Origin of the sequence: Actinomyces sp. 432 (assembly GCF_009930875.1) — a bacterium.
Taxonomy (GTDB): domain Bacteria; phylum Actinomycetota; class Actinomycetes; order Actinomycetales; family Actinomycetaceae; genus Actinomyces.
In genome coordinates, this window is the sequence record NZ_CP025249.1 from 822,823 (window position 1) to 843,658 (window position 20,836).

At 69.2% G+C, this 20,836-nt stretch carries 18 protein-coding genes and 2 pseudogenes; 10 read left to right on the top strand and 10 right to left on the bottom strand.

Going from position 1 to position 20,836, the window contains the following annotated elements; genetic code table 11:
* Nucleotides 1-9 precede the first annotated feature (9 nt).
* Nucleotides 10-663, top strand: coding sequence for a deoxyribose-phosphate aldolase (deoC, locus tag CWT12_RS03350; RefSeq protein ID WP_161923708.1), 654 nt, complete (start codon nucleotides 10-12; stop codon nucleotides 661-663).
* A gap of 204 nt (nucleotides 664-867) precedes the next feature.
* Here deoC and CWT12_RS03355 read toward each other — a convergent pair whose 3' ends face one another.
* Nucleotides 868-2,604, bottom strand: a complete 1,737-nt coding sequence (locus tag CWT12_RS03355) for a phospho-sugar mutase (protein ID WP_161923709.1) — start codon at nucleotides 2,602-2,604, stop codon at nucleotides 868-870.
* Nucleotides 2,605-2,749: 145 nt separating this feature from the next.
* On the opposite strand from CWT12_RS03355, the gene CWT12_RS03360 reads away from it, so the two are divergent.
* Both CWT12_RS03360 and CWT12_RS03365 read left to right on the top strand, forming a co-directional pair.
* Complete coding sequence (locus CWT12_RS03360) at nucleotides 2,750-3,565, top strand: TIGR00730 family Rossman fold protein (RefSeq protein ID WP_161923710.1); 816 nt, start codon at nucleotides 2,750-2,752, stop codon at nucleotides 3,563-3,565.
* Nucleotides 3,566-3,715: 150 nt separating this feature from the next.
* A complete protein-coding gene (locus tag CWT12_RS03365) occupies nucleotides 3,716-3,883 on the top strand; it encodes a DUF3117 domain-containing protein (RefSeq protein ID WP_073327418.1) in 168 nt (55 codons plus the stop codon).
* A 127-nt stretch (nucleotides 3,884-4,010) separates the two neighbouring features.
* Here the strand turns inward: CWT12_RS03365 and CWT12_RS03370 are convergent.
* Nucleotides 4,011-4,645, bottom strand: a pseudogene (locus CWT12_RS03370) (O-methyltransferase).
* A gap of 170 nt (nucleotides 4,646-4,815) precedes the next feature.
* Here CWT12_RS03370 and CWT12_RS03375 point away from each other — a divergent pair.
* A complete protein-coding gene (locus CWT12_RS03375; protein ID WP_161923711.1) occupies nucleotides 4,816-5,808 on the top strand; it encodes a Sec-independent protein translocase TatB in 993 nt (330 codons plus the stop codon).
* A 169-nt stretch (nucleotides 5,809-5,977) separates the two neighbouring features.
* On the opposite strand, the gene CWT12_RS03380 is transcribed toward CWT12_RS03375, so the two are convergent.
* The 3 genes from CWT12_RS03380 to CWT12_RS03390 form a co-directional block, all read right to left on the bottom strand.
* Nucleotides 5,978-7,129, bottom strand: a complete 1,152-nt coding sequence (locus CWT12_RS03380) for an Mrp/NBP35 family ATP-binding protein (RefSeq protein WP_161923712.1) — start codon at nucleotides 7,127-7,129, stop codon at nucleotides 5,978-5,980.
* A gap of 156 nt (nucleotides 7,130-7,285) precedes the next feature.
* Complete coding sequence (locus tag CWT12_RS03385) at nucleotides 7,286-7,864, bottom strand: DUF1003 domain-containing protein (RefSeq protein WP_161923713.1); 579 nt, start codon at nucleotides 7,862-7,864, stop codon at nucleotides 7,286-7,288.
* A complete protein-coding gene (locus CWT12_RS03390) occupies nucleotides 7,857-9,149 on the bottom strand; it encodes a magnesium transporter MgtE N-terminal domain-containing protein (RefSeq protein WP_161923714.1) in 1,293 nt (430 codons plus the stop codon). The genes CWT12_RS03385 and CWT12_RS03390 overlap by 8 nt, the downstream gene beginning before the upstream one ends.
* A gap of 99 nt (nucleotides 9,150-9,248) precedes the next feature.
* Between CWT12_RS03390 and CWT12_RS03395 the strand changes: the two genes are divergently transcribed.
* Nucleotides 9,249-10,091, top strand: a complete 843-nt coding sequence (locus CWT12_RS03395; protein WP_237564293.1) for a general stress protein — start codon at nucleotides 9,249-9,251, stop codon at nucleotides 10,089-10,091.
* A 49-nt stretch (nucleotides 10,092-10,140) separates the two neighbouring features.
* Entirely contained in the window at nucleotides 10,141-10,992 is an 852-nt protein-coding gene (locus CWT12_RS03400; RefSeq protein ID WP_237564359.1) for a sugar phosphate isomerase/epimerase family protein, read from the top strand.
* 58 nt (nucleotides 10,993-11,050) lie between these two features.
* Here CWT12_RS03400 and CWT12_RS03405 read toward each other — a convergent pair.
* Nucleotides 11,051-12,621 (bottom strand): annotated as a pseudogene (locus tag CWT12_RS03405) (aminopeptidase P family protein).
* A 104-nt stretch (nucleotides 12,622-12,725) separates the two neighbouring features.
* The gene (locus tag CWT12_RS03410; RefSeq protein ID WP_161923715.1) at nucleotides 12,726-13,856 is read right to left on the bottom strand and encodes a Gfo/Idh/MocA family protein; all 1,131 of its coding nucleotides are present in this window, start codon (nucleotides 13,854-13,856) and stop codon (nucleotides 12,726-12,728) included.
* Between the two features lie 174 nt (nucleotides 13,857-14,030).
* Between CWT12_RS03410 and CWT12_RS03415 the strand changes: the two genes are divergently transcribed.
* Nucleotides 14,031-14,876, top strand: a complete 846-nt coding sequence (locus tag CWT12_RS03415) for a PHP domain-containing protein (RefSeq protein WP_161923716.1) — start codon at nucleotides 14,031-14,033, stop codon at nucleotides 14,874-14,876.
* A gap of 83 nt (nucleotides 14,877-14,959) precedes the next feature.
* Nucleotides 14,960-15,595, top strand: a complete 636-nt coding sequence (locus CWT12_RS03420) for a MarC family protein (RefSeq protein WP_161923717.1) — start codon at nucleotides 14,960-14,962, stop codon at nucleotides 15,593-15,595.
* 124 nt (nucleotides 15,596-15,719) lie between these two features.
* Here CWT12_RS03420 and CWT12_RS03425 read toward each other — a convergent pair whose 3' ends face one another.
* Nucleotides 15,720-17,267 carry a DEAD/DEAH box helicase gene (locus CWT12_RS03425; RefSeq protein ID WP_237564360.1) on the bottom strand — a complete coding sequence of 516 codons (1,548 nt, stop codon included), beginning with the start codon at nucleotides 17,265-17,267 and terminating at the stop codon, nucleotides 15,720-15,722.
* A gap of 454 nt (nucleotides 17,268-17,721) precedes the next feature.
* Between CWT12_RS03425 and CWT12_RS03430 the strand changes: the two genes are divergently transcribed.
* Entirely contained in the window at nucleotides 17,722-18,381 is a 660-nt protein-coding gene (locus CWT12_RS03430; RefSeq protein WP_161923719.1) for a ferritin-like fold-containing protein, read from the top strand.
* 437 nt (nucleotides 18,382-18,818) lie between these two features.
* Here the strand turns inward: CWT12_RS03430 and CWT12_RS03435 are convergent, their stop codons facing one another.
* Nucleotides 18,819-19,568, bottom strand: a complete 750-nt coding sequence (locus tag CWT12_RS03435; RefSeq protein ID WP_161923720.1) for a sulfite exporter TauE/SafE family protein — start codon at nucleotides 19,566-19,568, stop codon at nucleotides 18,819-18,821.
* A gap of 216 nt (nucleotides 19,569-19,784) precedes the next feature.
* Here CWT12_RS03435 and CWT12_RS03440 point away from each other — a divergent pair, with 216 nt between their 5' ends.
* On the top strand, nucleotides 19,785-20,009 hold the full coding sequence (locus tag CWT12_RS03440; RefSeq protein WP_161923721.1) for a hypothetical protein: 225 nt from the start codon (nucleotides 19,785-19,787) through the stop codon (nucleotides 20,007-20,009).
* A 30-nt stretch (nucleotides 20,010-20,039) separates the two neighbouring features.
* Here the strand turns inward: CWT12_RS03440 and CWT12_RS14305 are convergent, their stop codons facing one another.
* Complete coding sequence (locus CWT12_RS14305; RefSeq protein ID WP_161923722.1) at nucleotides 20,040-20,735, bottom strand: zinc transporter; 696 nt, start codon at nucleotides 20,733-20,735, stop codon at nucleotides 20,040-20,042.
* Nucleotides 20,736-20,836 lie beyond the last annotated feature (101 nt).

Sequence of the window (20,836 nt, forward strand, 5' to 3'; positions counted from 1 at the left end):
AGGAACGCCATGACCACCCGTGCTGAAGTCGCCGCCATCATCGACCACACCCTGCTCAAGCCCGAGGCCACTGGCGCGCAGGTCGCCGAGCTGATCGCCCAGGGCGCCGAACTGGGCACCTACTCGGTGTGCGTGTCCCCCAGCCAGCTGCCCGTGCAGGCCCCCAAGGGCCTGCACGTGGCCACCGTCTGCGGGTTCCCCTCCGGCGCTCATGCCACCGCCGTCAAGGCGGCCGAGGCCGCCGACTCCGTCGCGAAGGGCGCGGACGAGGTTGACATGGTCGTCAACCTGAAGCTGGTCAAGGAGCACGACTACGCGGGCGTCGAGGCGGACATCCGCGCGGTCAAGGAGGCCGTGGGGGACAAGCTGCTGAAGGTGATCATCGAGTCCGCGGCACTGACCGACGATGAGATCATTGCCGTGTGCCGGGCCGCCGAGGGTGCGGGTGCCGACTACGTCAAGACCTCCACCGGCTTTCACCCGGCGGGCGGCGCCTCGGTGCACGCCGTGGAGCTAATGCGCGCCACGGTGGGGGACCGGCTGGGCGTCAAGGCCTCCGGGGGTATCCGCACCGCTGAGGACGCGCTGGCCATGATCGCGGCCGGCGCCTCCCGGCTAGGCGTGTCCGCCACCGTCGCCATCCTGGAGGGCCTGCCCGCCTAATCGCACCGAGACCGGCACTTGTTACGTGCCGAGACCGGCACTAATGACGTGCCGAGACCGGCACTAGAACCGACTCCGCCGCATAGTTGCGCCGCGTCGCCCACACTGTGTGGGCGACGCGGCGCGTCATATCAACCGGTTTCAGTGTGTAACTTGTGCCGGTTTCGGTGGTTGCGTGCTGCGGGCGTGAGGCTCAGACGACTGTCAGATGCCCAGGACGCCGCGCAAGTCGGCCTTTATGGCGTCTAGGCGCTTGGCGGCGGCGCGGCGGGCCACCTCCACCGGTTCGTCGACGGCCACGGGCATGACCACTTCGCAGTAGCACTTGAGCTTCGGCTCGGTGCCCGATGGGCGTACCACCACCCGGTCGTTTGCCGCGGTCTTGAAGATGAGGCCGTCAGTCGCGGGTAGGCGCTCCCCGTTGCCGTTGTTCGCGCCGTCCATCAGGTCGAAGACGTCCACCACCGGGGATCCGGCCAGCGTGGCTGGTGCTCCCCCGGACCGCAGCCGCTCCATGGCGTTGGTGATGAAGCTCTTGTCCTCTACCCGCACGCTGAGCGGGCTGGTCGCATACAGGCCGTGTTCTCGCGCCAGGCGGTCCAGCAGGTCATCCAGCGTACGTCCCTGCTGCTTGAGCGTGGAGGCCAGCACCGCCAGGCGCACCGAGGCGGAGATACCGTCCTTGTCTCGCACCGCCGCCGGATCCACACAGTATCCCAGCGCCTCCTCATAGCCGAATACCAGGTTCGGCTCGCGGCTGATCCACTTGAAGCCGGTGAGTGTGTTGCGGTGCGCAAGCCCGTGCGCCTGCGCGATCTTGCGCAGCAGGCGAGAGGAGACGATCGAGTTGGCCAGCACCCCGGTGCCGGTGAAGGCGGCCAGCTCGGCAGCCTGCTCTCCCAAGAGGGAGCCGACCTCATCGCCGGTCAGCTGCCGCCAACCGCCGCGGGCGTGCTCATCCGGCACTGCGGCTGAGCAGCGGTCGGCATCCGGGTCGTTGGCGATGATCAAGTCCGCGCCTACCTCACGGGCCCGCGCAAAGGCCAGGTCCAGGGCCCCGGGTTCCTCCGGGTTGGGGAAGGCCACTGTAGGGAACTCCGGGTCCGGGGCGAACTGCTCGGGCACCACGACGACGTCGTCGAAGCCGGTCCGGGCCAGCACCTCCCGGCAGATCTCCCCGCCGACCCCGTGCATGGCGGTCAACACGATCTTAAGTGGTGCCACGGCCCGCGTGCGGGCGGCCTTGACCGCGCGCTGCACGTACTCCTCAACCATGTCCGCCCCGATTGTCTCCCAGCCGTCCTCGGGCATGGGCACGGAGGCAAGCGGGCCGACGGCGGCGATCTTTGCGGCGATGGCCGAGTCATGTGGCGGGACGATCTGCGCGCCCTGCCCGGAGCCGGTTACGGCGCGGCCGCCCAGGTAGACCTTGTAGCCGTTGTCCTGGGGCGGGTTGTGCGAGGCCGTCACCATGACGCCGGCGTCGGCGCCCAGCCTTCGCAGGGCGAAGGCGAGCACGGGCGTGGGGCAGTGAGTGTCGAACAGGATGGCGCGCCCGCCGGCGCCGGTGACGACGGCGGCGGTGTCACGCGCGAAGCGCGCTGAGCCGTGGCGGGCGTCGTAGCCGATGACCACGCGGAACCCGTCCCCCAGCATCTCGTGCAGGTAGGCGGATAACCCGGCGGCGGCACGGATCACTACCACCCGGTTCATGCGGTTGGGACCCCCGCCCAGGCGCCCGCGCAACCCGGCGGTACCGAACTGGAGCGTGCCGGAGAAGGCATCAGTGAGCGCGGCTGCTGCGGCGGCGTCACCGGCACGGTACGCGGTGAGCAGATCGGTCAGTTCCCGGCGGGTGTCGGGGTCTGGATCCTCGGTGATCCAGGCGGTAGCGGCGGCGTCCAGATCGACGGCGGCCGCATCCTGGGGCGGATATGTCATGGGGCGACCGTACCGTGCGCAGGCACGCTGACGGAGCGGCCGTGACAGCCGTCATGGGTGGTAGTGAGCACATCCGGCTCACAGGATTCCGGTCGCACCGGGTGTCTCCAGGCCGTGCGATGGACGTTGGGGGATCATGCGCTTCATGACCAAGGACCTCAGCCGCGGCGGCAAGCCGCGCGTAAAAAACGGCTCGCGCGAGACCTACCGCAAGGGGCCGGTGATGCTCCGCGGTGCTCAGATCCCCACTCGTACTACGGACGCCCGCCTGCTGGACCGACGCGGCGACGCCGACTGGCTGCACGCCGATCCCTGGCGTGTGCTGCGCATACAGTCCGAGTTCGTTGAGGGATTCGGGGCGCTGGCAGAAGTGGGCCCCGCGATCAGCCTATTCGGCTCGGCTCGCACGCCGGCCGATCACCCGAATTACGTCCTGGCCGAGCAGATCGGGGCGGGGCTCGCCGATGCCGGCTACGCCGTCATCACCGGTGGGGGCCCCGGCATCATGGAGGCGGCGAACAAGGGAGCTCGGGAGGCCGGCGGTATCTCGGTGGGGCTCGGTATCGAACTGCCGCATGAGCAGGGCATGAACGACTATGTGGACCTGGGGGTCAACTTCCGGTACTTCTTCGCCCGCAAGACCATGTTCCTGAAGTACTCCGACGGATTCGTGATCATGCCGGGCGGCATGGGCACGCTGGACGAGCTGTTTGAGGCGGTCACCCTGGTGCAGACCCAGAAGGTGCCGTCTTTCCCGATCGCCCTCGTGGGGTCCGAGTTCTGGGGTGGCCTGGTCGACTGGCTGCGCGCGACGCTGGTGGAGGCTGCGACGATCGATGCCGATGACCTCAGCCTGATGCGGGTAGTGGATACGGCCTCCGAGGCGGTGGACTTTGTGGTCGATGCCGCGCGCACCATGCGGGCCAATGGGCTCACCCGTACCCCGGACAGGGCGGAATAGGCCGCGCAGCACGGGGCCGGATCGGCCCGCTCGCGGCGGGGCCGCGGCGTGGAGTCAGCCACGTTTCAACCCGAAGTGGCGTCATTATGCCGTAGACTCAACCTGGGAGAAGCGGTAATAGTCCGCTAGCCATCACTGAAAGGGGAGCACATGGCTGCCATGAAGCCCAGGACCGGCGACGGGCCGCTCGAGGTCGTCAAGGAGGGCCGCTCCATCATCATGCGGATGCCGCTGGAGGGCGGCGGCCGGCTGGTCGTTGAGATCACGCCCGATGAGATCAAGGAGCTGCAGGAGGCACTGGCCTCCGTGAAGTACTGATCGCTGAAGTACGCAACAGTACTTAGCAGCTACCGGGAGTACCGCAGCGCGTCCTGGTGCTGTTGCCGCGCTGGCAACGGCGCGCGAACATGAAGTAGAAGACTGGCAGGTCCGTCCGCCGGGCCGCTTAGGCCCGGCGGACGGCGACTAGTAGGCCGTCGTCAACCGGCAGCAGCGAGGTGAGCAGATTCGCCTCGTCCCGCAGGGACTTGCCCAGTTCACGCGCCGCAACCGTGGTGGCGTCCCGGCGCGCCGGGTCTGCAACGTGGTCATTCCACAGGGCGTGTGTCACTACCAGGACGCCTCCCGGCCGCAGCATGCGGATTGCCTGCGGCGTGAGTTGAGCCGCCTCCTCAGGGTCGACGTCGAGCACCACCATGTCGTAGGAGTGAGCAGCCATACGCGGCATGACGTCCGAGGCGCGCCCCTGAATGACACGGGTGCGGGCACTGGGGTATCCGGCGTCGTCAAAGGCCCGGCGGGCCTCACGCTGGAACTCGGGCTCGACGTCGATGGTGGTCAGCACGCCGTCGGCGCCCATGCCTGCCAGCAGCCACAGGCCGGAGACGCCCGTGCCCGTGCCCACCTCGGCGACGGACTTGGCGCCGCTGACAGCGGCCAGCATGCGCAGGGCGGCGCCCGTGGCCGCAGAGACCGGGTCGGTTCCCAGCTCGATGCCGCGCAGGCGGGCCTGAGCGGCCGGTTCCCCTCTAGCGGGAACTCTTCCGTGTAGGACCAGCTCAGCGTCTTGTCAGCAGCCACCGTATGCTCCTCCTGCGGCACCGGGCCGCCTATCCGTCACTTGAACTCCGATGATGCCGGATCGCCGGTACGGAGTCAGGCCCATTCTTTCAGGTCCAGCTCGGTTTTCGTGTCCACCCGCCCGCATAGTTGCCCATACCGCTCCTTATGCTGGTCCTTATACTGGCGTCATGTTTCCGGGCATCTCGGGTGCGGAGTTCTTCGTCCTCCTGCTGGTACTAGTCATTGTGGTGGGTCCGCAGCGCCTGCCCGAATACACCCGCAAGCTGACGCAGGGCGTGCGGCGGCTGCGTGTGTTCCTCGACAACGCCAAGACCCAGATCGCCGAGGAGGTCGGCCCCGAGCTGAGCGAGCTGGACCTGTCCGACCTGGACCCGCGCAACTACGACCCCCGCAAGATCGTGCGCGACGCGCTGGGGGAGGACCTCGAGGCCATTCGCCGGGACCTGACCAACCCCTTCCAGTCGGTGATGGAAACCGCCAAGGAGGCCAGTGACGAGGCCGCGGCAGCGGTCAGTGGCAAGGGCCAGAAGAGCTCCAAGTCGTTGTCGCGGATGATTGAGGACAAGGCCGACGAGACGCGCGCCGCTCGGGCTGCGGCGAAGCCCACCGCGGCGGGCCCCTCAGTGGAGCCTGGGCCGGCGCCGAGCCAGGCACGGGACGGGGCTGGCGCGGATGCGTCCGAGAACGGCGTCAAGGACCCGCAGCAGGCAGCTGCCGAGGCGGCAGCGGTGACAGCCGAGCTGCCTCAGGTCGACTCGGTTGCTGCCGCAGGTGCGGAGTCCGACGCCAGCGGGGATGCAACCACGGAGCGCGCCGCGGATACAGGCGAGTCCACCTGCGGGGATGCCGTGAGCGGGGAGGATGCCGCTGCCGCACGTGCTGCGGCTCAGCCCGCCGTGGATGCCGGTGACACGGTCACGGCCGAGATCCCCGAGGTGCAGCCACCCGCCGCCGACGAGCCGGCTGCGGATCAGGACGCGGCTGCAGAACCGCAAGTGGCTGCGGATGCGGTCGCGGCCAGTGTCCCCTCCAGTCTGGAGGCGGAAGCGGCACGGCACGGGGACGCGCAGACTCTGCGCCCGGTCTCGCCGCGCGACATTGTGCGCGCCGCAAACGAAGCGGCCCGTACTCGCGCCGAGGCCGCCGCGGCCCTCATCTGACCCCGTCCGCCTCCCCGCTCACCCTGCCGACGGTCCTCCATCGCCGAGTTCGGTAGGCGTTACGTGCCGAGTTCGGTCGATACGGTAATCGACACGGGTCCGGAGTGGACCTGCGCGCTATCCGCGGTTGCCCGCGCCGAAGGGGCACACGGGCAACCGCGCGCCTGGGTCAGCGCGCGGTGACCGGGCTGATTCCGAGCGACATCCCGGACAGCCCACGCGCACGATGCCCGAGCTTCCGGGCGACTGCCGCCAGCTTCACGGCAGCGGGGGAGTCCGCGGCGGGTGCGCCGCCGCGGGCGATGGCCGCCGGCACGCCGACGTCGGAGCCCTCGCGCAGGCGGATGTCCAGCGGTAGCTGCGCCAGCAGCGGCACGTCGTAGCCGAGTGTGGATGTCAGCGACTGTGAGACGGCCTGGCCTCCGCCGGAGCCGAAGATCTCCAGGTGAGAGCCGTCTGGCTGCGGCAGATAGGACATGTTCTCGATGACGCCGACGACCTTCTGGTGAGTCTGGGACGCAATCAGGCCGGTGCGTTCGGCCACCTCGGCCGCGGCGGTTTGCGGCGTGGTGACCACCAGGATCTCGGCCTCCGGTAGCAGCTGCGCCACGGAGATGGTCACGTCGCCGGTCCCCGGCGGCAGGTCTAGCAGCAGCACGTCCAGGTCGCCCCAGAACACGTCGGAGAGGAACTGCTGCACTGCGCGGTGCAGCATGGGCCCGCGCCAGACGACCGGCTGCTTGTCCTCCACGAACATGCCGATGGAAATGACCTTCACCTCGTGCGCCAGAGGCGGCACGATCATGCCATCCAACTGGGTGGGCACTTGATTCACCCCCAGCATGCGGGGGATGGAGAAGCCGTAGATATCGGCGTCGACGACCCCGACGCTCAAGCCCTGGGCCGCCATAGCCGCGGCCAGGTTCGCGGTTACGGAGGACTTACCCACCCCGCCCTTGCCGGAGGTGACCGCGTAGACACGGGTGAGGTTGCCGGGCTGGGTGAAAGGAATGACCGGTTCGGCGGCCCCACCGCGCAGGCGAGTGCGCAGCTCGGCGCGCTGCTCGTCGGTCATGACCCCCAGGTTGACGCGTACATCGGTGACACCCTCCAGGGCGCCGACCTCCTTGCTGGTGTCAGCGGTGATGGTGTCGCGTAGCGGGCAGCCGGCCACCGTCAGCAGTACGCCTACGGTAACCACGCCGTCGGCAGAGATCTCAACGGAATCGACCATGCCCAGGTCGGTGATCGGGCGGCGCAGCTCGGGGTCGATCACCCGCGCGAGCGCCTCGCGGACTGCGTCTTCGGTGAGGAGGCTCATGCCACAATCCTATGGCCCGTTGGGAGGTACGCCGTAGGCCGTTATCGTGGTGAGGAGCACGTCGACGGCGGGAATGTAGCCGGCGTGAATGCGAGCCGCCCCACTGGCCGACGGCGAAGGCGGCGGATGAGGAGCGTGAGGCCGCGGGCCGGCCGGTCAGCTCCCCGCAGCGTCCGTGCCGCTCCGGGGACCTACGCCGCCGTCGTCAACCAGGTCCTCGTGGAGCTCCTCGCGCGTCCGGCGCTCCTCCTGCAGCAGCTCCTCCAATACGCTGCGCAGCTCGGAGCGCACGAAGTCGCGGGTGGCGACGTCGTTCATCGCCAGGCGCAGGGAGGCGATCTCACGCGTGAGGTACTCGGTGTCCTCAAGGTTGCGCTCGGCACGCTGCCGATCCTGCTCGGCGATAACGCGGTCGCGGTCGTCCTGCCGGTTCTGCGCCAGCAGAATCAGCGGTGCGGAGTAGGAGGCCTGGGTGGAGAACGCCAGGTTGAGCAGGATGAAGGGGTAGGGGTCCCAGGGAGCGTCCTCGCTGATCTTCGCGAGCAAGACATTCGCCGCGATCCAGGCGACCACGAAGATCGTCATATACGCCACGAACTTGGGCGAGCCCATGAAGCGGGCGGTGGCCTCGGCGAAGCGGCCGAACCCATCTGAGCGTGCCGGACGTCGGGGGCCGAGCCACCGCAGCAGTCGTGAACGGCGGCGGGTGATCGGCTGGTCGAGCTGGTCAGCCATTGGCACTCCTCTCAATCATCTCGTCGGTGACGGCGTCGTCCGCCTCACGCCAGTCATCGGGCATCAGGTGGTCCAGGACGTCGTCGACGGATACGGCGCCGAGCAGGCGCCCGGCGTCGTCGAGCACGGGCACGGCCGTGAGATTGTATGTGGCCAGCAGGCGGGTGACGGTTCCGATCGAGTCTGTGGCGTGAACGTCATCAAGGTCCCTGTCCAGGATGGATCCCAGCAGCTGCTGGGGACGCTCCCGCAGGGCGCGCTGCAGGTGCACCATGCCCAGGAAACGACCGGTGGGAGACTCCAGCGGAGGGCGGCACACGAAGGCGATGGCGGCCAGCGCCGGAGGCACCTCCGCCTTACGCGCCTGCGCCAGGAAGGTGGCGACGGTGGCCTCAGGCGGCAGGATGATCGGCTCGGTGGTCATCAGGCCGCCGGCCGTGTACTCGTCGTAGGTCATCAGGCGGCGCACATCCTCGGCCTCCTCCGGCTCCATCAGGTCTAGCAGCTGGTTGGCCATGGGGGCGGGTAGGGCCGAGACCAGGTCGGCAGCGTCGTCGGGCTGCATCGCGTCCAGGACGTCGGCGGCGCGGGAGGCGTCGAGCCCGGAGAGGAGGGCGACGGCCTCGTCATCGGACAACTCCTCGGTGGCGTCCGCCAGGCGTTCGTCGGACAGCTCAGCGGCGACCTCCAGCTGCCGGGTCAACGGTAAGTCGGACAGCACGTCGGCCAGGTCCGCGGGCTTGAGCCCCTCCATGGTGGCCAGTAGCGCGGTCGCCCCCTGCTGATCGGCGGAGCCGGCCAGGCCGGTGACCTCGTCGGGGCGCACGGTGAAGGTCTCGCCCCGCCGCAGCCCCAGCGGGCCGGAGGAGCCGCGCTGCACGAATAGGCGAGTCACCTTCCAGTCCATGCCCCGGTCCCGCTCGATGGCGACGTCACGGATGGTGACCTGGCCCGAGCCGTCCCGCATCGTGACGACCCGGTCCAGCAGCTCGCCGACGACGAGGGTCTCCACCCGCCGCTGCTCGAAGCGGCGGATATTCACCAGGCCGGTGGTGATCACGGCGCCAGGCTCAATCGCGGTCACCCGTGACAGTGGCAGGAATACGCGGCGCCGCCCCGCCACCTCGATCACTAGGCCGACGGCGCGCGGCTGCCCGCGCAGCCGGATGAGCACTACTACGTCGTGGACCTTGCCGACGGCGTCGCCGATGGGATCAAAGACGGTTGTGCCCACGAGCCGGGCGACGAAGACTCTGAGGGTGGTGCGCGTCTTGTTGTTCTCCACGGCAGCCAGCCTATCGGCGCGGCGCGGGCAGCGCCGTCGCATGGTTTCGCCTGACGATGAAGTCGCCCGTGAAGCAGACGGGCGTGGGACGATGAGCCCATGAGCCAGACTGAGTTCCCCACGCAGGCCGCATCCTTCGGCATGGCGCGGGGAAGTATCCCGCGCGGCGACGAGGTCGCCTCCTTCGCGACCTACGCGGAGGCACAGCATGCGGTCGACTCACTGTCCGACGCCGGCTTCCCGGTGCAGCACTTGGCGATCATCGGCACGGACCTGCGTCAGGTTGAACGCATCACGGGGCGCATGAGCTGGGGGCGCGCGGTGGCCAACGGTGCGATGTCGGGGCTGTGGATCGGTATGTTCTTCGGCGCCATGATGCTGCTGCTCGGCCCCAGCGAGGGCACTGGCACGGTGCTGATCGCGGCGGTCATCATGGGCGTGATCTGGGGGATGATCTTCCAGGTCGTCTCCTACGCGGTGACCCGCGGTAAGCGAGACTTCACCTCCATCAGCCAGGTGGTGGCCTCCCGCTACTCGATCATTGCCTCGCAGCTGGCGGCAGAGGCCGCTAGGGCTCTGGCGGATATCCCCGGCAACCTCACCCGTGGCGGTGAGGCGGCCCGGCGGGCCGAGGAGCGGCGCGCCGCCCGGCAGCAGGCCCGCGGCCAGGGGCCGACTACCTTCGGCTCCCGCCCAGATGAGCAGCCCCGCTTCGGTGTACGCCTGCCCGAGGGCGCGGATCCGCAGGCATACTCGCAGGATCAGTCGCGCCCCGCCGCGCCCCCGGAGTCGAGTCCGGAGTCGAGTCCCGCGTCCCACGGGCCTGATGCGCGCCGGACGCCGACGACGGCTCAGGGACCCGAATCGCAGACAGGCGGTCCCGCCACGCGTCACAATGAAGACGATGATGACCCCTATCGCCGTCTGCCCGGGAACCGATAGCGCATCCGCCGCCTTGGGACCGAGTGCGCGCCCGCAGCCTCCGATTCGGGTGGGCCTGTCCACATCCTCGGTCTACCCGGGCGACGTGCGGGACACCTTTGCCCTGGCGGCGCAGCTGGGTTACGACGGCGTCGAGGTGATGGTCTGGGGCGAGAAGGCGACCCAGGACGCGAATGCACTGACGGCCCTTGCCGAACAGTACGCTGTGCCGGTGCTGGCGGTGCACGCGCCCACGCTGCTACTGACTCGGGCGGTGTTCGGCGCCGACCCCTGGGGGAAGATCGACCGCTCGATCGAATTGGCTGAGTCGCTCGGCGCCCCCACGGTGGTCCTGCACCCGCCGTTCTTCTGGCAGACCCGCTACGCCCGCACCTTCGTAGCCGGCGTGGCGGAGCGTGAGGCGGCGGGCGGCGTACACCTGTGCGTGGAGAACATGTTCACCTGGAGGCCACGCGATGCCCACTCGACCCGAGACTTCCAGGCCTACTTCCCGACTTGGGATCCGGTCGGCCAGGGCTACCGCTCGGTGACGCTGGACATCTCCCATGCGGCGACCTCCGGCTCAGACGCCCTGGCCATGGCCCGCGCGCTGGGGCCGACGCTGCGGCACGTGCACCTGACCGATGGCGTGCCCGGATTCCGGGACGATCACCTCCTGCCGGGGCAGGGCGACCAGGACTGCGCGGGGGTTCTGCGCCACCTGGTTGACACCGGTTTCGGCTCCGCCGGCGGGCAGGTGGTGGTAGAGGTCAACACCCGTACCATGAGTGCCGCGCAGCGCCGCGAGGGGCTGGCCAGCGCACTCGCCTTCGCCCGCGAGCACCTGGATGGGGAAGGCGACACCACCGCAGTGCACGTGCCCGCTCCCACGCGGCGCCGCTACCGTGACAACCGTGCCTGAGCGCTGCGCGTGGACGCCCAGGGCGGGCAGTACCGGGCGGCGCTAGGGCTGAAGGAGGTCAGGCAGTCAGCCCGCGGACCCAGGCCTCCACCTCATCGATGGTACGGGGAATCGCCTGGGTCAGGCGCCTCACGCCCCCGTCGGGGTCGACGACGACGTCATCCTCGATGCGCACGCCGATGCCGCGCAGCTCCTCCGGAACCAGCAGGTCGTCGGCACGGAAGTACAGGCCCGGCTCAATAGTGAAGACCATGCCCGGGCGCAGCACCGCGTCCATGCTCATCTCCCGGCGCGCCTGGGCACAGTCGTGCACGTCCAGCCCCAGGTGGTGGCTGGTGCCGTGCACCATCCAGCGGCGGTGGAACTGTCCGTCCGGCCCCAGGGAGTCGGCGGCGGTGACGCCGTCGGGCAGCATGCCCCACTCCTCCAGGCGGGCGGCGATCACCTCCATGGCAGCGGCGTGCACGTCCCGGAAGCGGCAGCCGGGGGTGCCCGCGCGGGCGAAGGCGGCGTCGGCGGCGTCCAGGACCGCCTGGTAGACGCGGCGCTGCGGTTCTGTGAAGCGGCCGTCCACCGGGATGGTGCGGGTGACGTCGGCGGTGTAGAGGGAGTCGACCTCCACGCCGGCGTCCACCAGCACCAGTTCGCCGGGGCGCACGGCGCCGTCGTTGTTGATCCAGTGCAGCGTGTTGGCGTGGTTGCCGGCGGCGGCGATGGTCTCGTAGCCGAGCCCGTTGCCCTCCTCGCGGGCCTTGGCGCCGAAGGCCCCCTCCAGGACGCGCTCGCCGCGCCAGTGCCCGGTGGCACGCGGAATGGAGCGGATCAGGTCGTCGAAGCCGGCGCGAGTGGCGTCCACGGCCCGCTGCAGCTGCTCGACCTCCCACGGATCCTTGGTCAGGCGCAGCTCGCTGGTGGCCTCCGCGAGGGCGTCGTCGACCTGCTGTGCCCGCTGGCCGGCGGCGAGCCCGGCCGCGGTGCGCACCTGGTCCACCAGTGCGGTGACCGCCTGGTCGGCCTGCGCCACCACGCGCAGCTGCACGCCGTCGGGGCCGGCGTCCTTGGCGAGCGCGTCGGGCAGGGAGTCTAGGTGGGCGCAGCGGATCCCGGTGGCTGCCTCGACCTCCTCAAGGGAGGGACGCTGACCCACCCACAGCTCCCCGTAGCGGGGGTCGGCGTAGAACTCCTCGGAGGAGCGGGAGGCGCGGGGCGGAAGTACAGCACCGCCTCGTGGGTGGGGGCGCCCCCGCAACCGGGTGCCAGCGGCTCCAGGACGAGCACGGCGTCGGGCTCGAAGTCGGTGCCGGTGCCGGCCAGGTGGGCGAAGGCCGAGTGCGGGCGGAAGCGGTAGTCGCAGTCGTTGTTGCGGGTAACCAGCGCGCCTGCGGGGAGGACCAGCCGGTCGCCGGGGAACTGCGCGCCCAGGGCCTCCCGGCGGGCGGCGGCCCAGGGGGCGGCGTCGGAGCGAGCAGGTAGCGCCTCGGGCCGCGGCGCCCAGCCGGAGCCGATGAAGTCACGGAAGGCCTGGTTGGTGGGCCGGTGGGAGCGGTTGTTGCCGCGCTCCGCGAGCGTCTGGGGTGCCTCGGCGTCCGCTGCGGAAGCGGCGGGGGAGTCGGATGCGGAATCGGTCATGGGCCCATAGTGGCACGCGCGGTGCCGCTGGGGCGCACCCGTCGGCACCGCGTCCGCTTGGCCGCGCGGGGCAGTAACGGGGAGGCTGTTACCGCCGGGCGGCGTCAGTCGGGGTCGCCCGGGAAACGCACCCCCACCTGCCGGCGGGCCTCGTAGAGCACCTCGACGGCGGCAACAGAGTTGGCCAGTGGGTGCAGTTCCGATTCTCGCGCCCCGGAGCGCACCAGGCGGCAGAAGGCCTCCAGCTCGTAGGCGAGAACCGGCCCGCTGCGTCGAACCGACAGGTCCTGGGCGGCGTCGGCATTCGCCTTGAGCCGGTCTGCGCCGGCCGTGCTGCCGATTCCGGCTGCGAGTCCGCGGAGGCTGATTTGCTGCGGCCATTGGCAGTCATCCAGGGCCAGTACCGCGTGGTCACCGGAGATCGCGGATCCGGTGCCCGCCGGGGAGGTCTTGGAGTGCAGGCACACCACCTCAAAGTCGCGGGGCTGATCTTGGCGGGGAGTATCGGCAGCGGACTCGGCTCCGGAGTAGCTGAGCACAACCGTGCCCAGAGCATCCGCACCCGAGTCCAGCAGCACCCCGGTAGCAGTCACCCGCGTGGGCGCCCCAAACAGGTGGATCGCCAAGCTGATCGGGTAGACGCCCAGGTCCATGAGCGAGCCGCCGGCCATAGCCGGGTCGAAGGCAGGCGGCAGGGAGCCGGAACGGTAGGCGTCCATGCGGGAGGAGTACTGCTCCTTGACCAGTAGGGCCCGCCTTACCGGGCCCAGCCGGGGCAGTGCCTCCCGCACTGTTGCCATGCCGGGTTCGAAGGCGGGCAGCCACCCCTCCATGAGTAGCCGATCGGCCTGGCGAGCGGCCTGCACCATTGCCTGCGCCTGCTGGGGCGTGGGCGCAAAGGGTTTCTCCACCAGCACGTGCCGGCCGGACTGGAGGGCCGCGAGCGTGTGCTCGGGATGCAGGAGGTTGGGCGAGCCGACGTAGACGACGTCGACCAGCGGTCCGCCGTCGGCGTCCGTAGCGGCGAGCATGTCCTCCAGGGACCTGAAGGCATGGGGAATGCCGTGCTCGGCGGCGAAGGCTGCCGCCCGCTCCGGGTGCGCTGAGGTCACAGCGATCGCTTGGGCATCGGGCACGGCACTGACGGCCTCCATGAACCAGCGGGCGATGAAGCCGGCGCCGATGATGCCGAAGCGGATCGGCGTGGGTGGCGGAGACGATGTGCGGGCGGTCATGCGGTCAGGCTAGCAAGTAACTGGGGTCACAGTGCGGGTCTTGGGTGCGTGCTTGGCGGGCCCGGCGCGGGACTGTGAAAGGGCGCGGGCGGGGGCTGGCTGGTCGGCTGGGACGGCCCCGGGGCATCGGGTGACGGCGCGGAGGGGGCGAGCAGGTCTCCGTACACTTGGCTGGTGCGTATTGACCCCCATACTCATTCCGCCTACTCCGACGGCACGGAGTCTCCCGCCGCACTCATGGCGCAAGCCGCCCGCGCCGGGCTGGACGTCGTCGGCCTGACAGACCATGACACGACCGCCGGCTGGGAGGAGGCGGCCGCCGCGGTGCCGGAGACGGGGGTGACGCTGTTGCGTGGTGCCGAGATCTCCTGCTCGGCCAACGGCATCGCGCTGCACCTGCTGGCCTACTTGTTCGACCCGGACTACGCACCGCTTGCCGACGCGCTGGCTCACGCGCGCCACTCGCGTTCTAACCGCACGCGCCTCATGGTCCAGCGCCTGGCGGCCGACTACCCCATCACCTGGGAGGGCGTGCTCGCCCAGGCAGCCGACGCCACTACCATTGGCCGTCCGCATATCGCCGACGCGCTCGTGGCCGCTGGGGCATTCCCCGACCGTGCGGCAGCCTTTGCCGGACCGCTGGCCACGTCCAGCCCCTACTACGTCCCCTACTGGGGCCTGGACCCGGTTGATGCCTGCCGACTGGTACGTGCCGCCGGGGGAGTACCGGTGGCCGCCCATCCGCGGGCCGCTAACCGGCAGCGGGGTCTGGTGCCGGACGAGACTTTCGCGCGCATGGCTCAGGCCGGCCTGGCTGCCATCGAGGTGGATCACCGCGATCACGGCCCGGCCCAGCGCGACCAGGCCCGCGCACTGGCACAGGCACTTGGGCTGGGAATGTCAGGCGCCTCGGACTATCACGGTGCCGGCAAGCCGAACCGGCTGGGGGAGAACCTCATGTCTCCGGCGCTGCTGGAGCAGATTGTCAGCGAGGGCGCGCTTGCGCTGATCGCGCCCTGAGCGCGGGCCAGCCCCCTGCACCCAGCCAACTAATCGCACCGCCCCGGCCGCTTCGATCGTTATCCGCCCAGCCCGCTCCGCCCATGCTCGCCAACGTCTTCGACCTCACGCTCTTCGCCACTGCCTTCACCACGATCCTGGTGATCCAGGACCCGCTCGGCGCCATCCCCATCTTCCTGTCGCTGACCAGTCGGCAGACCGACGCCGAGCGCACTCGTTCGGCCCGCCAGGCCACCCTGGTGTCCTTCGCGGTCATCCTCGCCTTCGCGATATTCGGCCGTTATATTCTGCGTTTCCTAGGTATCACTGTGCCCGCGTTGCAGATTTCCGGGGGCCTGCTGCTGCTACTGGTGGCGCTCGAGTTGCTTACTGACAAGGCTGATGAGCACCCCGACCCGGATTCGGTGGCCACCAACGCCGCCCTCGTGCCCCTGGGTACGCCTCTGCTGGCTGGGCCGGGTGCGATCGTCGCCACGATGGTGTCGGTGGAGTCGGCGTCCGGACCAGTGCTCGGCTGGGTGAGTGTGACTGCAGCGATCGTGGTGACGCACCTGGTCATCTGGGCGGCGCTGCGGTTCTCCGTGGTTCTGCACCGGCTGCTGGGAGAGTCGGCGATTCAGGTGCTCACCCGCATTTTCGGGTTGCTGCTGGCTGCCATTGCGGTGCAGATGATGGCGGACGGCGTTATCGCCTATATCGGTGCGGTTACCGGCGCCTGAGTGCGTCCGGCGCCGGTAACCGCGTGTCCGCGCGGGAGCGCAGGGAGCGACGGGTCCGCGCAAGCAGCGTCACAGTTACCGGACCCGGTGCGTCATTTGTGCCGGTCCCCCGAGGGGGAGATGCTCAGGAGTCGGCTCGACCGCCATGGGTGCGCCGACGATTGCGCTTGCGGCGCGGCTTGTCTGCCTTGGTGTCTGCGGATCTCCCCGAGCCGCCTGCCCGGGCGCCGGATGCCCGTCCCGAGCCGGTGCGGCGGCCTCGCGCCCGGCCCCGGCCCGTGTTGCGCTCGCCGCGGGAACGGCCACGCCGGCCGGTCTCGCCGAGGTCCTCAATCTGCTCGGCCTCCAGCCCCTCCAGTACCCGCTTGCTGCGGGGGAGCTTGCCGGTGACGTCGCGGGGGATGTTCAGGTCCGTATAAAGATGGTCGGAGGTGTGGTACGTCTCCACCGGCTCGTCGATCGGCAGGCCCAGGGCACTGGAGATCATCCGCCAGCGGGAGACGTCGTCCCAGTCCACGAAGGTGATCGCGGTGCCGGAGCCGCCGGCCCGGCCGGTGCGGCCGATCCGGTGGACGTAGATCTTCTCGTCTTCCGGGCACTGGTAGTTGATGACGTGGGTGACGTCGTCGACGTCGATGCCGCGGGCGGCCACGTCGGTGGCCACCAGCACGTCCACCTTCCCCTTGCGGAAGGCACGCAGGGCCTGCTCGCGGGCGCCCTGGCCCAGGTCGCCGTGCAGGGCGGCGGTGGCGAAGCCGCGTGCCGCCAGGTCCTCGGCCACCCGTGCGGCCGTGCGCTTGGTCCGGGCGAAGATGATGGTGCGGCCGCGGCCGGTGGCCTGGAGGATGCGGGAGAGCACCTCGACCTTGTTCAGTGCATGGGTGCGGTAGACGACCTGCTGGACGGTCTTGACCGTCATGGAGTCGTCGCCCGGGTCCTGGGCGCGAATGTGAGTCGGCTTGGTCATGTAGCGGCGGGCCAGGGCCACCACGGCGCCCGGCATAGTGGCGCTGAAAAGCATGGTGTGGCGGTCCGAGCGGGTGCGGGACAGGATCTTCTCCACGTCCGGGAGGAAGCCCAGGTCCAGCATCTCGTCCGCCTCATCCAGCACCACGGTGGTCACGTGGGTCAGGTCCAGGACCCGACGATCCATCAGGTCGATGATGCGGCCGGGCGTGCCGACGACGATCTCTGCGCCGCGCTCGATCGCCTCGATCTGCGGCTCGTATGCGCGCCCGCCGTACACCTGGACGATACGAACGGTGCGCTTGGCGGCGGCGCCGGCCAGCTCCTCGGCGACCTGCTTGGCGAGCTCGCGTGTGGGCAGGACCACCAGCGCCTGCGGGGAGCCGGAGGCGGGATCCTCATCCCAGCCCTCCTCGCCGGGCCCAAGGGTGTCCATGAGCAGGGGGATGCCGAATCCCAGGGTCTTGCCGGTGCCGGTCTTGGCCTGACCGATGATGTCCTGGCTGCGCAGCGCAATCGGCAGAGTCAGCGCCTGAATTGGGAAGGGGTGTGTGATTCCCCTGTCAGCCAGCGCCTGGCAGATCTCCTCCTCGACGCCGAAGTCGGCAAAAGTGCGGGCGGTCAGGTCAGCCTCGGCGGTGGCGTCGGTGATGTCCGGCTTGGCGTCATCCAGGACCGGGGCGTGGGCCTGCGCGGTGGAGATGATCCCGGAGGCGGGTTCGGCAGTCGTGGCGGTCCGGGACTCGGGTGCGGAGGGCTGTGCGGCGGGAACGGACGTAGATTCAGGCGTAGATTCAGTTGTCTCGGTGTGCTCGGTCACGGTGTGCTTTGTGCTTTCGATGTATCAGGGCGCGGTGCCCCGGCTCAGGCGGCGCGGGCGGCATGCCCGTTTAAGGCGAACTCGCGCCTACGGTCATATGTGGTAGCCGATCGCGAATGAGGCCCTGCACGTTGCCGTCAAGGGCAGGCGGGGCTGGGAGGCATGACTACACGCATGGCGACCGGGCAACCTGCCCCAAGCGTAGATGATTGGCCCAGGTTGCGTGGGCGGTGACGCTGTCTTCCGGCTCACCCAGGAGCATTGCCCGGGTATCGCATCCGCGAGTACGAAGTCTCGCGAAACGGCCGGGCGGTGCAGCACCAGGGCCTACCCTGGCACTATGAGCTCAGCTGCCCCCGCCGGCCTGGACGAGGCCGCATCGCCAGCAAGGCACACTCGGGCCGTGGTAGGCCTGGCCGCCTTCACACGGACGATCGCCTGCACCCGCTACGCCAAAGATGCTGACAAGGCTCCTGACATGGCCTCGCGCGTTGAATTGCTGCGCATGAGTGCGGAGGCAGTAGCTTCCTTCGATCGCATGTGGGAGGCGGTGTCCGGCGCGGGCATTGATCTGCTGGCGGCGGCGGCGCCCTTCACCGGCGTGCTGGGAGACTTTGACGAACGCCTGCGCCCCTTGGACTGGTACGAGCGACTGACCAAGACCTACCTGACCTTTGGCCTGATGCGGGACTTCGTGGTTGCGCTCGTGCGGACGCTGGATGCGCCGTTGCGCGATGTGCTGATGGAAGAGATCGGCGCCGACCGGCTTGCCGACTTCGCCCCTGCTCAACTGGTGCCGGTGATCGGCGCGGACACCCAGTTGGCGGCTCGTCTGGGATTGTGGGGAAGGCGCGTGGTCGGGGAAGAGATTGGCACCATGAAACGACTGCTGGCCTCAGCTCCGGACCTGGCGGTGTCTGGGGCTGATGCGGAGGTGCTGCATGAGGCCCTCTCCCAGGGTGCGACCAGCCGCATGCGTGGACTGGGACTGCGGGTATAGGGGCTCTTCGTGTCTGTGGGTGTGGGGGTTTGAGCTGGGGCTGTTGGTGTTGGTTGTGCTCGGGGCCCTGTTTGACGAGAACCGGCCCATCAGGCGGTTGTGTTCGGGTGTAGGAGGTCGTCCGCGCCAGACCGAGAACGACCTCCGCGCGGCGAAAACGACCTCACACGCCCGAGAACGTCCCCAGTGCGGCGAATACGTCCTCGTGGGCCCGAAACCCTCCACGATGTGGAGGGTGTGGGGCGAATGAGGTCGTATTCGGTCGGCGGCGGGTGGTCGACTACGACCTCACACGCCCGAAAACGACCTCATCTGCCCGAGAACGGCCCTCGAGCGCGATCGCCACACCAAACCCCCAAACGCGAAGCGCCAGTACAGGCGAGCGGCGACGTCGGGATCCGGCGTGGACGCCGGGGTGCGGCGCCGTCGGGCTGGGGTCAGAACCCGAGCAGCAGCCAGACGGTCAGCACCAGCCCGCCCACCACGACGGCGGCGTGAATCACCCGCTCTGGAATGAGACGCTGAATCAGGGGCGCCGCGTAGCCTCCGGCGAAGGAGCCGGCGCCGACGGCGAGTGCCGCGCCCCAGTTGACTTCGCCGTGCACGATGAACAGCACCGCCGCCGAGAAGTTCGACAGCGTCAGCATGGGGGTCTTCATGACGACGGCGGCGTGTGTGTTCATGGGCGTGCCCAGGGTGCACAAGGCGAAGAACAGAACCCCCGCACCGGCGCCGAAGTAGCCACTGTACACAGTGATTGCCGCCAGTAGGGCGAGGAAGGCGGGCGCCGGCAGACGATATTCGGTTGCGCCCTGCCGCAGTCGGGGGCTGAGGGCTACCAAGGCGGTGGCGAGCAGCACCAGCCAGGGCACGACGGCCTCGAATACGCCAGGCGGGGCCACGAGCAGCAGCGCCCCGCCCGCGAGACCGCCGACGACGGCGATGAGCGCCTGCGGGAGCAGCGGGTAGTAGCGGATCTGTCTCAGCCGATCCCAGGAAGTGATGAGCGAACCGATCCCTGCGGGGATGAGACTGACCGTATTGGAGGCGTTGGCCACCACCGGCGGCACCCCCAGAGCCAGCATCGCCGGGTAGGACACGAGCGAGGCCATCCCCACCAAGTAGCCGACGATGCCGGCGGCCACGCCGGCGAGGAATAGTAGGGCGTAGGCGATCACGGGCGACATCGCGGTAAATGGTAGCTGTAACGTGCAGGGGTGCCGCGGGCAGGGCGCGGTGCGTGTGCGTGTGTGGGACCCGCAGGGCGCAGAAGTGTGAGGCATGATACGTGCGGGGCTCATGCCGGGGGCGCCAATGCTCCGCGGGGAGCCCGCTGGCGAAGCGGATTCGCGCAGCTCAGACAGATTCAACAATCAGCAGTCCTGATGCTGAAAGGGGACCATATGTTCGTTCGTCGTGAGGCAATTGCCGTCCGCTGTGACCATGAGGGGTGCGACCGCATGGTTGCGCACCGGGTGGTCGACACCGTACACGACCCGGATGGCACGGCAATTGAGCGCGTGCTCGCGTTGAGCTACACCGAGCAGGACGCATTGCGTGCGGCCGAACGCGACGGCTTCAAGATTATGGGGGACCACGTCTTCTGCGAGAAGCACGACCGGTTGTAAGCGGAACGCCGGCGCCAAGTGGTGCTGCTTTTAGTGTCCTTGGGTGGTTTCGGCTTGGTCGGTGAGGTAGGTGATGGTGCGGACGATGTTGTATGGGGTGGTGGTGTTGGTGGTGGTGATGGTTCCGGTGATGGGGGTGGTGGTGCCGCCTGCGGGGGTGTAGGTGGCTTTCCAGGTGGTGGTGAGGGTGGTGGTTACGTCTTGGGCGGTGTGGGTGTAGCGGTGGGTGTTGGTCTGGCCCGGCCAGGGGGCTCCGGGGTCGGTGGTTGTGGTGGTGGTGCCGTCGCCCCAGTTCCAGGTGTAGGTGGTGGGGGTGGCGTGGATGGTGACGGGGGTGCCGGCGATGGTGGTGGTTAGTACCTGGGTGTCGGGGCTGGTGTAGGTGATGAAGTCCTTGGTTAGTAGTACTTCTGGGCCTGGGGGCTGGCGGGTGATGCCGGAGCCGTCGGCTAGGAGGGTGGCTGCGTCGGTGGCGGTGACGGTGGTGACCGTGGTGGTGCCCTGGGCGGGTGCTGCCTGGGGGGCGTCTAGGCACTTGAACATGAAGGGGCGTACGCCGGCGGGGGAGGACATGGTGCCGTAGGGGCACTGGTGGGTGGGTGGCCCGTACTCGTAGGTTCTGCCGTTGTCCTGCGCGGGGGCGGGGTTGGCGTAGTAGCCCCCGCCGACCGGCGCGCCCGGGGTGGAGTAGACCACCTCGTAGGACGTCCTACCCGTAACAGTCACAGAATTACCGTGTGATTCGGTATGGTAATCTGTCGAAGGCGGAGAGGCGGCGGCGGTTGAACTTACGAATGCCATCAAATAAAATGTCGCCACGATCGCCG

What these genes read in the sequence shown, in the direction of transcription:
- deoC (WP_161923708.1), top strand. Translation starts at nt 10, where the DNA reads ATGACCACCCGTGCTGAAGTCGCCGCCATCATCGACCACACCCTGCTC.
- CWT12_RS03355 (WP_161923709.1), bottom strand. Translation starts at nt 2,604, where the DNA reads ATGACATATCCGCCCCAGGATGCGGCCGCCGTCGATCTGGACGCCGCC.
- CWT12_RS03360 (WP_161923710.1), top strand. Translation starts at nt 2,750, where the DNA reads ATGACCAAGGACCTCAGCCGCGGCGGCAAGCCGCGCGTAAAAAACGGC.
- CWT12_RS03365 (WP_073327418.1), top strand. Translation starts at nt 3,716, where the DNA reads ATGGCTGCCATGAAGCCCAGGACCGGCGACGGGCCGCTCGAGGTCGTC.
- CWT12_RS03375 (WP_161923711.1), top strand. Translation starts at nt 4,816, where the DNA reads ATGTTTCCGGGCATCTCGGGTGCGGAGTTCTTCGTCCTCCTGCTGGTA.
- CWT12_RS03380 (WP_161923712.1), bottom strand. Translation starts at nt 7,129, where the DNA reads ATGAGCCTCCTCACCGAAGACGCAGTCCGCGAGGCGCTCGCGCGGGTG.
- CWT12_RS03385 (WP_161923713.1), bottom strand. Translation starts at nt 7,864, where the DNA reads ATGGCTGACCAGCTCGACCAGCCGATCACCCGCCGCCGTTCACGACTG.
- CWT12_RS03395 (WP_237564293.1), top strand. Translation starts at nt 9,249, where the DNA reads ATGAGCCAGACTGAGTTCCCCACGCAGGCCGCATCCTTCGGCATGGCG.
- CWT12_RS03410 (WP_161923715.1), bottom strand. Translation starts at nt 13,856, where the DNA reads ATGACCGCCCGCACATCGTCTCCGCCACCCACGCCGATCCGCTTCGGC.
- CWT12_RS03420 (WP_161923717.1), top strand. Translation starts at nt 14,960, where the DNA reads ATGCTCGCCAACGTCTTCGACCTCACGCTCTTCGCCACTGCCTTCACC.
- CWT12_RS03430 (WP_161923719.1), top strand. Translation starts at nt 17,722, where the DNA reads ATGAGCTCAGCTGCCCCCGCCGGCCTGGACGAGGCCGCATCGCCAGCA.
- CWT12_RS03435 (WP_161923720.1), bottom strand. Translation starts at nt 19,568, where the DNA reads ATGTCGCCCGTGATCGCCTACGCCCTACTATTCCTCGCCGGCGTGGCC.
- CWT12_RS03440 (WP_161923721.1), top strand. Translation starts at nt 19,785, where the DNA reads ATGTTCGTTCGTCGTGAGGCAATTGCCGTCCGCTGTGACCATGAGGGG.